We start from the raw sequence: 12442 nt of genomic DNA, 5'->3' as shown, positions 1-12442 counted from the left end.
CGCGAGAAGTGATGAGTAAACGAACTGCAAGTAGCGACGTATTCGACCAGGTGCACGACACCGAAACCGAAGCGGCCGAAGCGCCGGTCGAGTCCGATGCCGCCGATGTGACAGAGACGGATGCGGCCGTGGAGAGCGCGGAACCTGCCGCGGCCGAGAAGCGGCGGGTCGGTCTGGCCGCGGTGGTGTGCGCGTTGCTGTTCACGATTCTGGTGGCAGCGCTGGGCTTCCTGGGCTGGCGGCAGTATGAGCAGTACCGGGTCAACGCCGCGAGTGACGCGGCACTGCAGGCCGCCAAGGACTACGCCGTGGTGCTGACGACGTTGGACGCCAAGAACATCGATGAGAACTACCGCAAGTCGCTCGATGGTTCCACCGGCGAGTTCAAGGACGCCTACAGCCAGGGCGCCACGCAACTGCGGCAGGTGCTGATCGACAACAAGGCCTCCGGAACGGGCATCGTCGTCGCGGCGGCAGTCAAGTCGGCGACGCCCGACAAGGTCGAGGTGCTGCTGTTCGTCGACCAGTCGATCACCAACGCGAACAACCCGAGCCCACGCATCGACCGCAACCGCATCGACATGACCATGGAGAAGGTCGGCGACCGCTGGCTGGCCAGCAGGGTCGAAATCCTGTGACCGACAAGGAGACCGACATCACCGACGTCGACGTGGACGAGGCCCTCGAGACCGAGTCGCCCACGCCGGCGGAGGCCGCCGAGCCCAAGGCCCCGAAGACGTATGCCGTCCGGCGCAGCCTCTGCTGGGCCGTGGCCGTCGTGATCATCGCGCTGTCGGCCGCGGCGGGCACCGCGTGGGCATTGGTATACGCCCAGCATCAGCGTGACGCCGAGGCCGCAGAAGCTCTCACAGCAGCGCGCGCATACGCCGTCACGCTGACCACCACCGACCAGAACACGATCGACAAGAATTTCGCCGATGTCCTGGGTGGGGCGACGGGTGAGTTCAAGGACGCCTACAGCAAGGCCGCGGCGACCATGCGAAAGATGTTGATCGACAACAAGGTCAGCACGACGGGTGTGGTCGAGGACTCTGCGGTCAAGGACGTGCGGGGCGATGACGTCGACGTGCTGCTGTCGGTGAAGCAGGACGTCACCAGTGCCGGGGTCAAAGAGAAGCGGACCGATTACGTCAGCGTGTCGATGACGATGCGCAAGGTGGGAGACAGGTGGCTGGCGGCCGAGGTGCTGCTCGCCGGAGCGGACGGTAAACGTGGCAAGTAGAGTCCGGGCGGCCCTGGCTGCCGTGGGTGCAACGGTGGTCGCCACGACGTGTTTGACTGGCGCGCCCGTCGCCCAAGCGGCCATCGACAGTTTCTGCTCGCAACTCGGCGCGGTCTGGGACGGCGGTGCCTGCACCGCCGTCGTCAAATCCCAGCGAGAAGCCGAAATGCTGCTGTCCCTGCGGGTTCCGGCCGAACTGATCGACAACTCGACCGCCGGGCCGGTATTGCGTGACTACTACACGCGGCTGTTCAACGGCTGGCGTGCGACCGGCAACACCACGCCGCGTGACAGCAGTGCGCGCGCCGACTACGAGATCATTCCCGGGCCCGGGGGCCTGCAGTCGGTGGTCGTCCACGAGACGTTCGAGCCTTTCGGCATCCAGTCCAACAACGCCTACCGGTCTTTCCTCTTCGACATGAACAGCGGCCGCCGGCTGTACCTGCCCGATCTATTCCGGCCGGGAGTCAATGCGAACCAGGCGGTTTCGGCTGCCGCCGCACCGATCCTGCCGCCGGTGCTCGACGCCGCCGCGCCGCCGCACGCGCCGGGCACCTATCCGTTCACCGTCGAGGAGTTCCAGCCCGACGGTGACGGTCCGGGTTACTCGGGCAACTACCGCGCCTTCGCGCTGACCGGTGATTCACTGCGCCTCTACATGCCGGACCAGCCGATGTCCCGCGAAAGCCCAAGTCCACGAGATCGTTTCAGTTGGTCGATGGACGGTGGGACCGTCGTCGCCAACGTCCCGCTGGCGTCGTTGGCGGGTCAGCTGAAGCCGCAGTACGGCGGCTGAGCTTCACTCCTGACAAAAATGCCTGCAAAATCCAAGACGCGTTCAACAAGGACGCCACCGCTGACCGGTCCCGTGAAGTGACTTCCGAATCAGTCCTGGGTCAATTGCGGGAACGTGGCTGGCGGACGGACCCTGATTTCCATTCGCACGCAGCCACATTCAAGCGCGATGGCGTCGATGTGAAGGTATGGGTGATACCGCCACCGCTGCCCAATGACCCACCTGTTGCGCACGTCCTCATTGATGTTCTTGGCGAATGCCGTGACAATTTCGACCACCGAAGCGACGGGACCGCCACAAAGTCGACCGATGTCAAGGGAGAGCTCACGTCCCAATAGCCTGCGCTCGGCTGTCGGGTGACCCGCAAGCTTTGGCGCAACTTGCACGGTCGTGGTGCAGGGACGAATAACGCGCTTCCCCATGATGAGCGAAACTACGACCTGCCTCGAAACCCGTGGCGGGATCGCGTATGTCTACGAAGCTGGGCGTCAGGTACGGGTCGGTGTCGTGACACCCCAGGTCGGCCCGAAGTACTTGCGGACGTACGCCGACGGCGTATGGACCGATAACCTGTTGGCCCTGCCTCGCTACTAGTCTTCGTGCCCGGGGTGGACCGTCCTCGTTCGCTCCACCGCGGGTCCGATGGGGAACCGCACAATCACGACAATCGTTGCGGACGTCCGGGCCATGTGACGCGCAATCTTGTTGATCCTCAGACCTTTATCACGGGAACTCATATCTACTGCCTCGTTGACGGTCTGTCCGGCGAAGCGGTTGGGGCGTAGCACCTGCACGTCACGATCGATATCTAGGGCGACTACATCCCCGAGGAGGATGGAGGCTTCGCGGGCACATTGCCTGAGCAACCTGTGCCGGTACGGTCTGCCGAAGTTGGACTGGTCGTGCTGCTAACTGACTGAGTGCTTAAGTACGTAGTCGTTGATGTCGGCGATATCGACGTGTCAAGGCTAGTGCCCGCGGCTGATCTGGCGGGCTTCTGTCATGACTTCGTGAATGCGTTCGCCGAGCGCGCGCTCGACGAAATTGCGGACGACTGGCTGTGCGATAAGCGCGGCTATCTGTCCTCCTGCCTTTCGGGTCAGAGCCAGTCGCCATGCGGACCGGGGCTTGCCATAGGTGGTTCGTTCGATCGGCCCGATCGTTGCCAGCGTCAGCTCGTCGATGAGGGTGAACAGCGCTTTCGCGGCCGGGCGTCCCCAGAACGGTAACCACGTCGCGGACGTCGTGAACTCGTAGATCTGGTGCCCGGCAAATGAATAGCTCACCCCGGGGCGAATGACCTCATCCAGATAGCGCAGCCAATCGGCATGGGTTTGGGGCATGATCTGCGGGTCGATGCCTAGCAGTTCCGGGACGCGCAATCCCTCCTGCCAGTACTGTTCGCGCTCGGCGTCCGAGAGGGTGCGGACGTAGGTCTCATAGACCGCCAACTGCGAATCCCAGATCAGGCAGTGCCCGGCGATCGCCAGGTCTTTGCGCAGCGGGCTGTAATCGCGCCCAGCTGCGGGGTCATAGCCGGTGGATCGGCGGTGCAGGCCTTCTACCCACTTGCCGGCCCGGCGAGCCTCCACGGTGTCCCCGAACACGGACACATACACCCAGTAGGCGGTTTCCCGCACCCGCGACCACGGATCGACCATCTGCTTGCTGTGATCGACCACCGCTTGGGAGACCCCCGAACTAAGCGCGGTATAGATGGCATTGCGCCAGCCCGCGAGGCCTACCACCGGGTGTCCGACGATCTCCCAGGTCAAGGTATCTGGGCCGAAAAAGCCCGCGTCGCAGCGCGGTCCGGGCCGTTTGGGGATCTTCACACCTTCGCGGGCTGACGATGTATTGCCGGTTGCCGTGTTTACCATGGCGGTGCTCCTTTGACGTCGTTGTCGACAATTCGGAGGGTCAATCCTGGGAACGGGATCAGGGGTTGGGTATGCCGAAAAGCATCGGCATGATGCTGCGACGAGCGAAATCAGCCAGCCGCTCCTCGTCCGCGTCGAGGGTACTGTCGGGGGTGAGAAGCATCGAATGGGCCACTCGGACAAGGAGTTCGGCGATCATCTCCAGGTCTCCGGAAATGGGCATTCCTTCGTCGCGTGCGCGTCCTAGATGGCCGCGTACGTAGTCGCGTGCCATCAGAACCAGGATGGAACCGTCGGTGGTCAGTAGCGGCAGGGTGTCGGTCGGATCGGTTCGTAGGAGCCGTTGCAGCAACGAATCCTGCGAAAACAGGACTCCTGCAACGGCCACCCCCCGCACGAAGCGTTCGTGTGGGTCGATGATCGGCGAGACGGCCGCGTCGAACTCGGCGATGTACCGCCGGAATTCCCGGACCACCACCGCGGCTAGCAGCGCATCCCGGTTGGCGAACCGGCGATACAGCGTGATCCGCGAAACCCCGGCGGCCTCGGCTACCCGGTCCATCGATGTACGTCGTAACCCGAACTCGGAAAACTGCTGTTCAGCGGCCTCGAGGACTCGCTCGGCGTAGTCGTCCCATTCCTCGGTGACCGCGGCGTGCGCGTCCTGCAGTAGCCGGCTGAGCTCAATTCGAGAAACGGACACACAAAAATTGTATCTCTGCATCCAGACGTGTCAATCACGAGCCAATCGGTGCCGTGGCCGCCGCATCGTCGCCGTGCCAGCGCGCACAGTCGGATCTCCGCGCGCTTCGCCGACGAAATCCTTGCCGTTACCACAGACCGAACAGTGATCGCCTGACGCGGGCCGTCTATGGCGTTGGCGATGTTCGCCGCCCTGTTGTTGCTGGCGCGTTGGGTCTCTGCAGCGCATACCGCCTGGACACGGCGGGGCGTTGGTGGTGGCGATTGCCTGGGCGCCGACCCCGTTTAGCGAGTTGGACGACGAATCGGCAGGCTCCGCCGCGTGCACCGTTGACGAGCAACTGCTGGTCCGCGGCGAGGTATCTCCGCAGTGTTTCGTTTGCTATCCCGTGATGTCGCGGCCGATCAGGTGGCGGGCGATGACCCACTGCAGTACTTCGTTGGCGCCTTCGAAGATTTCCAGGATCTTGGCGTCGCGGTAGATCTCTTCGAGTCGGTAGCTTTCGCCGGTCGCCGACACCCGCCGTGCGAACCCGTAGCCGCCGTGGATTTGGAGCGCGTCGCGGGCGAGGTCGTTGGCGAGCCGGGTCGCGTAGGACTTGGCCATGGATGCTTCCGGCTCGCCGGACCGGTCGCCGCGGTCGAGGCGGACGGCCGCCTTCTGGTACATCGCGCGGGCGGCTTCGAGTTCGGTGGCGCGTTCGGCCAATTTGTACTGCCAGTACTGCATCTCGCCGAGCTTGCGGCCGAACAGCTCTCGGCTCCGCAGCCGGGCCACCGCCAGGTCGAGGGCGATCTGGGCGACGCCGACACCGGCCGCGGCGATGCCCAGGCGCCCGGCCGCCAAGGACGCCAACGCCGTGGCCAAGCCGCGGCCGGGTTCGCCGAGCGCGTGGTCTGCCGGCACGGCGACGTTTTCGAAAACGATGTCGGCGGTGATCTGGCCGCGGTGGCCCATCTTGAGATCCGGTTCACCGACCTGGACGCCGGGGCTGTGCATGTCGATCAGGAGCATGGTGGCGTTGTCGGTGTCACCGTCGCGGCACAGGATGCAAACCCAATCGGCGACAACCGAATTGGTGATCCACCGTTTGCGGCCGTTGACGACGAATCCGTCCGCGGTTCTCGTGGCGACGGTCTGCAGCGCGGTCGGCGTCAGATCGCTCGACGCGTCGGGTTCGGTTGTGGCGAAGGCGAACACGGCGTCGCCGCTGATGAGGCCAGGTAGGACCTGCGTGCGGATGTGGGGCTGTGCAAACGAGAGGGCGCGGGCGTTGAGGATGCACTGCCCGTCGTACACGCCGGCCAAGCTGGAGCTCTCGTAGGCGATTTCCTCGGTGACGATGCAGGTCGCCAGCATCGGGTGCTGCAGACCCGCGCCGAACGGCTGCTCGAACGGCACCGCGAAACAACCGGCGCCGGCAAGGCCTTTGAAGGCGGTCCACGGGAACGAGTCGGCGGACTCCTCGCGTTGGGCGATCTCACGCGCCACGGGTGCCAGGTGTGTGGCGACGGCGTCGCGGGCCATTGCCCGGACGTGCTGCACGTCGTCGGGCAGGAACACGTCGTGCCACATGCGGTCGGCGGTCCGGGTGATGGATTCGGTGGCCATGCGCGTCCTCCTGCGTCGGTTGCGGCCGAGCGTAGGCAAATCCGAGCAAACTAGTCAACTCTGACTAGTTTATGATTCGGTGATGACGCAACCTCGACGTGCGCAGCGCCGCGGCATCGCGGTGCAGGAACGCATCCTGGACGCTGCCGTGCGGGCGCTCGTCGAGCACGGGTACGCGGGCACGTCGACGCTGCGCATCCAGCAGATGGCCGAGGTCAGTCGGGGTAGCCTGTTGCACCAATTCCCTTCGCGTGACGCCTTACTCGTCGCAGCGGTTCAGCACCTCGCCGAAGCACGGTTCAATGAACTGAGCACGCGGACCGCGTGGCCGGACGATCCCAGGGAACGGATCCGTGCTGCCGTGATGACGATGTGGTCGACCTACCGGCAGGACTACTTCTGGGCGGCGACCGAATTGTGGCTTGCCGCACGGCATAACGCCGAGCTGCGCGACAGCCTCGAGCAACAAGAGCGTGTCCTCTACCGCCAGGTCCGCACGGTGACCGATGCCATGTTCGGCGCGCCGCTGAACCAGCATCCCGACTACGCCCGGGTGCGCGAAACGCTCAACACCAGTATGCGTGGCGTGGCACTGACGTATGCCTTCGATCGCCGGAATGCGTTGCAGGACCCGCACTTACCGGAGTGGATCGCACTCGCGGAAGGCGTGCTGTTGGGAGAATGTGCGTAGGCCATGTTGATGGTGGTTGCACACCAGGGATGGTGCGGGCCTCCGTGTGGTAGTGCGGCTTGTCAGTGCGCCGGCCAAATCAGGCGACCGATGCGCGCATAGTTGCAGCGAAACGAACCGCGTAGTCAAGAAGTTCATCCCGCGTCATGTCGAGTGCACCAGTTGTCCACGAAGTCAGCACGCTCACCGCAGCGCCTGTCACCGCAGTCGCCAAGAACTCCGCCGCGGCCGGATTGCTTGGGGGAGAGGTTGTCTCGTTCAGGATGGGTTGCCACACGGTTTTGACAAGCATCGCCTGCATGGACTGCGACCTGTCCTCAAGGACCGGGTCGGTCGCGACGTCGAGAAAGAGCCTGAGTGCCCCCGGTTCCTCGGCAATCGCGTCCAGGCTCGCACCCAGTGCTGCCCGTAGCCGTGTTGATTCGTCGGAGCTCTGCGCCTCGGCGAATCCGCGTAGGAGCGCCGTGGCAACACGTTCGAAGGCGGTGTCGAAGGCGGCTACGACCAGATCATCACGCGATTGGAAGCTCTCGTACAAGTAGCGTGGGATGAGGCCAGCGCGATCGCATACCGCTTTCGTGGTCACTGCGCGGGTCCCGCCCTCGCCAATTACGTCGAGTGCGGCATTGAGCAGAGCCAGTCGCCGCTCAGCTTTCCTCTCGGTCAGCGTTCGCCCGGCCCTTGTTCGCTCTTGGTTTGCCACGTCCACCCCCGCCATCCTGAGACTATGAGCCCCTGCTTCGTCCGCCGGTTGATCCTATAGCGCTGGCACGCGACACCTCGCGGACATCGCCTACCGATCTGAGTTCCTCGTGGTCAGCTGGAGGCCGAGGTCTCGCAGTATGTTTACCCAGCTCGCCGGGGTCATGGCAAGGCTTCGCCGATCGCAGCAGTCGCCACCGCCCTGAGCCCCACGTTGTCCGGGCGCAATTTTGTGCAGAAGGGGTTGCATCTCGTCGGTCGGGTGTTATGGTTCCACAAGACCGCAACTGATAAAGCTCAGTATCAGTTGCTGGGATCGCATCGTCGCGAACGGGAAGGAGTGGTCATGGGCCCAGGTGCTCTTGCTCCTGGCGCGCATCCGGAAGCTCCGCTTCACGTCATGCGCCCCCGCTGGTTGGCCGCACCGCGTCGCTGTGGAGCCCTCCGAATCGGCACGCAGCAGCCGCAGTCTTTCGTCCTGACTCCCGCGGATGCTGGAAACCCTTGGACGCACTGGTCAACACCTGCACGGCAGCCTCTGCGCTACTCAGGGTCGCGCAAATGACCGCGAGCGAGTTGGCGGGTTCCGATGCGCCGCGCTCTGTCCTCCGAGAGAGCGTTATCTGGGGCCGGCAGTACCTGCGGCGACATCCTCTGCAGTCTCTCCACACGGTCGGTGGCCAGGTGGTGTTGGCGATCCGCACGTTGCGGTACCTGGCTGATGATGTGGTGACGCGCCGTTTTCAGCTGGGTGAGTTCATCCAACAATCCGCCTTCATGGCTGGAACCGCCTTTGTTCCAACTCTTTTCGTAACGATTCCGATCGGCGTGACGTTGTCGATCCAATTCAGCCTGCTCGCAGGCCAGGTGGGTGCCACGTCATTGTCGGGGGCCGCGACCGGATTGGCCGTGATCCGCCAGGGCGCCCCACTGGTGGCTGCCATTCTGCTCGCTGCCGCAGTTGGATCAGCCGTCTGCGCGGATCTGGGGGCACGGACCATGCGCGAAGAAATTGCGGCGATGGAAGTGATGGGGGTTTCGCCCATTCAGCGTCTAGTGGTGCCGCGGTTCGTCGCGGTGATTCTGGTCGGATTGGCACTGACGGGACTGACCTGTTTCGTCGGATTCATTGCTGGCTACCTGTTCAACGTCTATCTGCAAAATGGGACGCCGGGGTCATTTGTCTCGACGTTCGCGTCCTTCGCCACCGTGGGTGATTTGGCATTGGCTTTGGTGAAAGCGGTGATCTTTTCGGCGGTCGTGGCGATCGTTTGCTGCCACAAGGGTCTGGATACCCACGGCGGCCCGGCTGGTGTCGCGAATTCTGTGAATGCAGCTGTCGTCGAGTCGATCCTGCTGCTGATGCTGGTCAACGTGGTGATGACCCAGTTCTACCTTCTGTTGTTTCCACAAGAGAGCCTGTAGCCGATGACTGCGGCACCGTATCGTCCGTTCGGCATAACCCCGCTGATCAATGCATCGGGCCAGGCTGCGCTTACTGTGGCGCAGTTGGGTCACATGGTGAACTTTTTCCGCCTCATCGTGATATCGATGCCAACAACAGTCCGGCGATACCGCAACGAATACGTGCGAATCCTCGCTGATATTGCGTGGGGAAATGGGTCGATCGTGGTCGGCGGCGGCACGATCGGCGTGGCGTTGGTCCTGGGCGCCACTGCTGGTGCGCTGATCGGTGTCGAAGGCTACAACGCGCTGAATCTGATCGGACTCGGACCGGCCACCGGGCTCATCTCTTCGTTCGCCGGTACCCGCGAATTGGCGCCCATCATGGTCGGCTTGGCATTCACCACACAGGCCGGGTGCCGATTCACCGCGCAGCTGGGCGCCATGCGCATCAACGATGAAATCGACGCGATGGATACCCTCGGCATCAATTCGGTGTCATATCTCGTCACAACGCGTGTAGCCGCGTCCATCACAGCCGTGGTTCCACTATTCGTGGCGTGCCTTGCCGTGGCCTATATCTCCTGTCAGGCCGTGGTCGGCATCGCAGCCGGGCAGTCTGGTGGTACGTATCTGCACTATTTTTCGCTGTTTGTCAGTGGACGGGACGTTGTCTTCGCAACGATAAAGGCCGTCGTATTCGTATTCGCCTCGTCGACCTTGCAGTGCTACTACGGCTACTTCGCTGCAGGCGGGCCCGCCGGCGTCGGCGTGGCTGCCGGCCGCGCGATGCGGTCAGCCATCACCGTGGTGATCGTGCTGAACATGTTGTTGACGATGGCGCTGTGGGGTGTGCAATCCGGCGCGCGGTTCGGGGGCTGAACAAATGCCGAATTCTTTTGACCACGACGGTCATAGTCCATCGAACCGGAGCTTGTTCATTATCGGTGCATGCTTCGCGCTGGTCGCAGCGTTGAGCGCGGGGTTGGCCATCGCGAAATCGAAAGGCGATCTCGATCGGACGGTGCGGGTCAGCGCCGCGTTGGTCGATGTCGGTGATGGCTTGCCAGAGAAGTCCGACGTGAAGTTCCGCGGCGTGTTGGTCGGCCAGGTGGCAGACGTCGTTGCTGCACCGTCCGGCCAGCCCAATACGGTCCATCTCAATCTCAATCCTGAATACGCTCAGGACATCCCGAATACCGTCACCGCGCGGGTGGTTCCTTCGAATGTTTTCGCGGTTTCGTCGGTTCAGCTGCTCGACAACCAAGGCCTTGGTGGCCGGTTGCAGTCCGGTGCCGTGATCCCGGAAGACACCAGTCTGCCGACCATTCTGTTTCAGACGACGCTGAACAAGTTCCGGCGAGTATTCAATGCGCTGAGCCGGCAATCTACCGATCACAGCGTTGGCGTGTTGGAAGCTATCAGCGAGGCTGCCCGCGGTAAAGGACAGACGATACGTACGGCGGGGGGCGACCTCAATCGCATTGTGGCACAGCTCAACACCATTGTCGCAAATCCTGGTACGCCCTCCACGGTGTCTGCACTCAGCGACGCAGCGACAGCACTGCGGTCAGTCTCACCGGATTTGTTCGACGCGCTCGATGCCGCGGTCCAGCCGATGCGTACCTTTGCCGATAAACGTACGGCGCTGGGTAACTTTCTCACCGCGGGATTGAATACTGTTGGCACAGTGGGTGATGCCTTCGATCATCAGGCTGATCGGTTGATCACCATCACGACCGAACTCACGCCCGTTGTGGGCGTGCTGGCCGACAACGGGAGTCAATTCCATCCGGTGGCGGGGCGGTTGCAACATCTCGCTGAGAACATGCTCCAGGTGTATAACCCCGATACCACGCAGTTCACAGTGAAGGCGATCATCAGTCTGACGCCCACTCGCACCTACGTGCGGGCCGACTGTCCCCGTTATGGTGCTCTCGCCGGTCCCAGCTGTCAGAACGCGCCCGAAACGCCCACTGCTCCGGGGCTTTATCCAGCGCTGGGCTCCATGGGGTTGCCGCCGCCGGCAGGTGTGACCGAGAATCGGCCCAATATTGCCCCGCCGCGCGATTCGGTCCGCCATGACGGCGAGGTTCCCGATGCGGCCCCGCCAGATTCGGCGCCCCTTCCCGCTGAGATCCCGGTACCACCGAACTCGCCCACACCCACACCAGCCGAGGAACCCGGCGGCAGTGGCACGCAATCGACGGTCATCGGAGGGAACGTCGGCCCCGTCGGCAGCACGCAAGAAAAACAACAGCTGGGCCAAATCCTCGGCCACAACGCCGATACCGCAAGTGTGCTGCTGCTCGGACCGGTCGTCCGCGGAGCCACAGTCAAACTCGGCCAACCCAATTCGGGGGTGCGATGAGCTACAGAAAACCGCTGATCGGATTGAGCCTGTTCCTGGTCGCAGCCATCGTGGTGACGTGGATGGTGTACGTCACACTCGACCGTGGGATCGCTGGCGAAACGAACACCTACACAGCACGATTCACCGACGTGACTGGACTTCGACCGGGTGATGACGTGCGGGTGGCTGGGGTCCGGGTGGGCCGAGTCGATCGGATCGACCTGGATGGCTCTGTCGCGAAGGTCAGCTTCCGGGTGCAGAAGGACCAGGCTCTCTACACCAACACGATAGCGACGGTCACGTATCAGAACATCATCGGGCAACGCTATTTGGGCCTGTCTGCTGGAGTCGGCGGCGGCAAACCCGCGCCCTTGGGCGATCACGGCTCGATACCTCTCGAGCACACCGAGCCATCGTTTGACATCACCAATCTGTTGCGCGGCTTCGAGCCGCTGCTCACATTGTTGGATCCCAAGCAAGTGGACAATCTGACCGAGGGCATCATCGCCGCGTTGCAAGGCAACAATGGCTCGATACTGAGCATCATCACTCAGACCTCGGCATTAGCTGAAACTTTTGCCGGCCCTGATCAGGTGCTCGGCGATCTCATCACCAACCTCAATACCGTCGTGTCAAACCTGGCAGCACAGAACTCGAACTTGCAGAGCACAATTGCGAACACACGCGCCGTTATGACCACGCTGGCGGACCGGCGCGACGAGCTCCGTGCATCGGTGGGATCGATTCAAACCACCATGTCCCGGCTGGCGACCATCACCGACAATATCTATCCCGATCTGCACGAGTTCATCACTCGGCAGCCCGGTTTCGCCGCACATCTGACCGGCGATGCGAGTAACCGGATCGCCTTCCTGGGCGCGAACTTCCCGGCCGGCCTCAAAGCTCTGGCCCGGCTGAGTCAAGACGGCGCTTATGCCGATATCTATGCCTGCGACGTTACGTCCAGTCTTCTGCGCTCCTGGGTCACGCTGTTTCCGGCGATTGTGGCCGGCGCGACACCGGGCAACGTCATCAACCACACCCCGGAATGCAGGTAAT

13 protein-coding genes are annotated in these 12442 nt (G+C 63.0%); 9 read left to right on the top strand and 4 right to left on the bottom strand.

The genetic code is table 11. The annotated features are described in order from the left end of the window. Positions 1-11: 11 nt before the first annotated feature. The 4 genes from VXD91_RS21840 to VXD91_RS21825 all read left to right on the top strand — a co-directional run bounded on the left by VXD91_RS21840 (position 12) and on the right by VXD91_RS21825 (position 2633). A complete protein-coding gene (locus tag VXD91_RS21840; RefSeq protein WP_346416402.1) occupies positions 12-638 on the top strand; it encodes an Mce protein in 627 nt (208 codons plus the stop codon). Further along, positions 635-1243, top strand: a complete 609-nt coding sequence (locus VXD91_RS21835; protein ID WP_346416401.1) for an Mce protein — start codon at positions 635-637, stop codon at positions 1241-1243. The genes VXD91_RS21840 and VXD91_RS21835 overlap by 4 nt, the downstream gene beginning before the upstream one ends. After that, positions 1233-2039, top strand: a complete 807-nt coding sequence (locus tag VXD91_RS21830) for a hypothetical protein (RefSeq protein ID WP_346416400.1) — start codon at positions 1233-1235, stop codon at positions 2037-2039. The genes VXD91_RS21835 and VXD91_RS21830 overlap by 11 nt, the downstream gene beginning before the upstream one ends. A gap of 420 nt (positions 2040-2459) precedes the next feature. Then, positions 2460-2633: a DUF3892 domain-containing protein gene (locus VXD91_RS21825; RefSeq protein WP_346416398.1), complete on the top strand. Its 174-nt coding sequence runs from the start codon at positions 2460-2462 to the stop codon at positions 2631-2633. Positions 2634-3007: 374 nt separating this feature from the next. Here VXD91_RS21825 and VXD91_RS21820 read toward each other — a convergent pair whose 3' ends face one another. The 3 genes from VXD91_RS21820 to VXD91_RS21810 all read right to left on the bottom strand — a co-directional run bounded on the left by VXD91_RS21820 (position 3008) and on the right by VXD91_RS21810 (position 6233). Next, complete coding sequence (locus VXD91_RS21820) at positions 3008-3919, bottom strand: oxygenase MpaB family protein (protein WP_346416397.1); 912 nt, start codon at positions 3917-3919, stop codon at positions 3008-3010. A gap of 58 nt (positions 3920-3977) precedes the next feature. Beyond that, positions 3978-4622 (bottom strand): TetR family transcriptional regulator, encoded by a 645-nt coding sequence (locus VXD91_RS21815; RefSeq protein ID WP_346416396.1) that lies wholly within the window; start codon positions 4620-4622, stop codon positions 3978-3980. A 381-nt stretch (positions 4623-5003) separates the two neighbouring features. After that, on the bottom strand, positions 5004-6233 hold the full coding sequence (locus VXD91_RS21810) for an acyl-CoA dehydrogenase family protein (protein ID WP_346416395.1): 1230 nt from the start codon (positions 6231-6233) through the stop codon (positions 5004-5006). An 82-nt stretch (positions 6234-6315) separates the two neighbouring features. Here VXD91_RS21810 and VXD91_RS21805 point away from each other — a divergent pair, with 82 nt between their 5' ends. Further along, positions 6316-6924 (top strand): TetR/AcrR family transcriptional regulator, encoded by a 609-nt coding sequence (locus VXD91_RS21805; RefSeq protein ID WP_346416393.1) that lies wholly within the window; start codon positions 6316-6318, stop codon positions 6922-6924. Between the two features lie 79 nt (positions 6925-7003). On the opposite strand, the gene VXD91_RS21800 is transcribed toward VXD91_RS21805, so the two are convergent. Further along, positions 7004-7642, bottom strand: coding sequence for a TetR/AcrR family transcriptional regulator (locus VXD91_RS21800; RefSeq protein WP_346416392.1), 639 nt, complete (start codon positions 7640-7642; stop codon positions 7004-7006). Between the two features lie 545 nt (positions 7643-8187). On the opposite strand from VXD91_RS21800, the gene VXD91_RS21795 reads away from it, so the two are divergent. From VXD91_RS21795 to VXD91_RS21780, 4 genes are read left to right on the top strand one after another with little or no spacing between them, the layout of a single operon-like run. Beyond that, positions 8188-9051 (top strand): ABC transporter permease, encoded by an 864-nt coding sequence (locus VXD91_RS21795; RefSeq protein ID WP_346416391.1) that lies wholly within the window; start codon positions 8188-8190, stop codon positions 9049-9051. 3 nt (positions 9052-9054) lie between these two features. Beyond that, positions 9055-9912 (top strand): ABC transporter permease, encoded by an 858-nt coding sequence (locus VXD91_RS21790; RefSeq protein ID WP_346416389.1) that lies wholly within the window; start codon positions 9055-9057, stop codon positions 9910-9912. Positions 9913-9916: 4 nt separating this feature from the next. Continuing rightward, a complete protein-coding gene (locus VXD91_RS21785) occupies positions 9917-11401 on the top strand; it encodes an MCE family protein (RefSeq protein ID WP_346416388.1) in 1485 nt (494 codons plus the stop codon). Then, positions 11398-12441, top strand: coding sequence for an MlaD family protein (locus VXD91_RS21780; protein WP_346416387.1), 1044 nt, complete (start codon positions 11398-11400; stop codon positions 12439-12441). The genes VXD91_RS21785 and VXD91_RS21780 overlap by 4 nt, the downstream gene beginning before the upstream one ends. Position 12442: the final 1 nt, after the last annotated feature.

Origin of the sequence: Mycobacterium sp. SM3041 (assembly GCF_039668335.1) — a bacterium.
Taxonomy (GTDB): Bacteria; Actinomycetota; Actinomycetes; order Mycobacteriales; family Mycobacteriaceae; genus Mycobacterium.
The sequence above is the reverse complement of the archived record's forward strand: the minus strand, read 5'-3'. Positions and strand labels throughout refer to the sequence as shown.

Coding starts and splice junctions, on each gene's coding strand:
- VXD91_RS21840 (WP_346416402.1), top strand. CDS start 12: ATGAGTAAACGAACTGCAAGTAGCGACGTATTCGACCAGGTGCACGAC.
- VXD91_RS21825 (WP_346416398.1), top strand. CDS start 2,460: ATGATGAGCGAAACTACGACCTGCCTCGAAACCCGTGGCGGGATCGCG.
- VXD91_RS21820 (WP_346416397.1), bottom strand. CDS start 3,919: ATGGTAAACACGGCAACCGGCAATACATCGTCAGCCCGCGAAGGTGTG.
- VXD91_RS21810 (WP_346416395.1), bottom strand. CDS start 6,233: ATGGCCACCGAATCCATCACCCGGACCGCCGACCGCATGTGGCACGAC.
- VXD91_RS21805 (WP_346416393.1), top strand. CDS start 6,316: ATGACGCAACCTCGACGTGCGCAGCGCCGCGGCATCGCGGTGCAGGAA.
- VXD91_RS21800 (WP_346416392.1), bottom strand. CDS start 7,642: ATGGCGGGGGTGGACGTGGCAAACCAAGAGCGAACAAGGGCCGGGCGA.
- VXD91_RS21795 (WP_346416391.1), top strand. CDS start 8,188: ATGACCGCGAGCGAGTTGGCGGGTTCCGATGCGCCGCGCTCTGTCCTC.
- VXD91_RS21790 (WP_346416389.1), top strand. CDS start 9,055: ATGACTGCGGCACCGTATCGTCCGTTCGGCATAACCCCGCTGATCAAT.
- VXD91_RS21785 (WP_346416388.1), top strand. CDS start 9,917: ATGCCGAATTCTTTTGACCACGACGGTCATAGTCCATCGAACCGGAGC.
- VXD91_RS21780 (WP_346416387.1), top strand. CDS start 11,398: ATGAGCTACAGAAAACCGCTGATCGGATTGAGCCTGTTCCTGGTCGCA.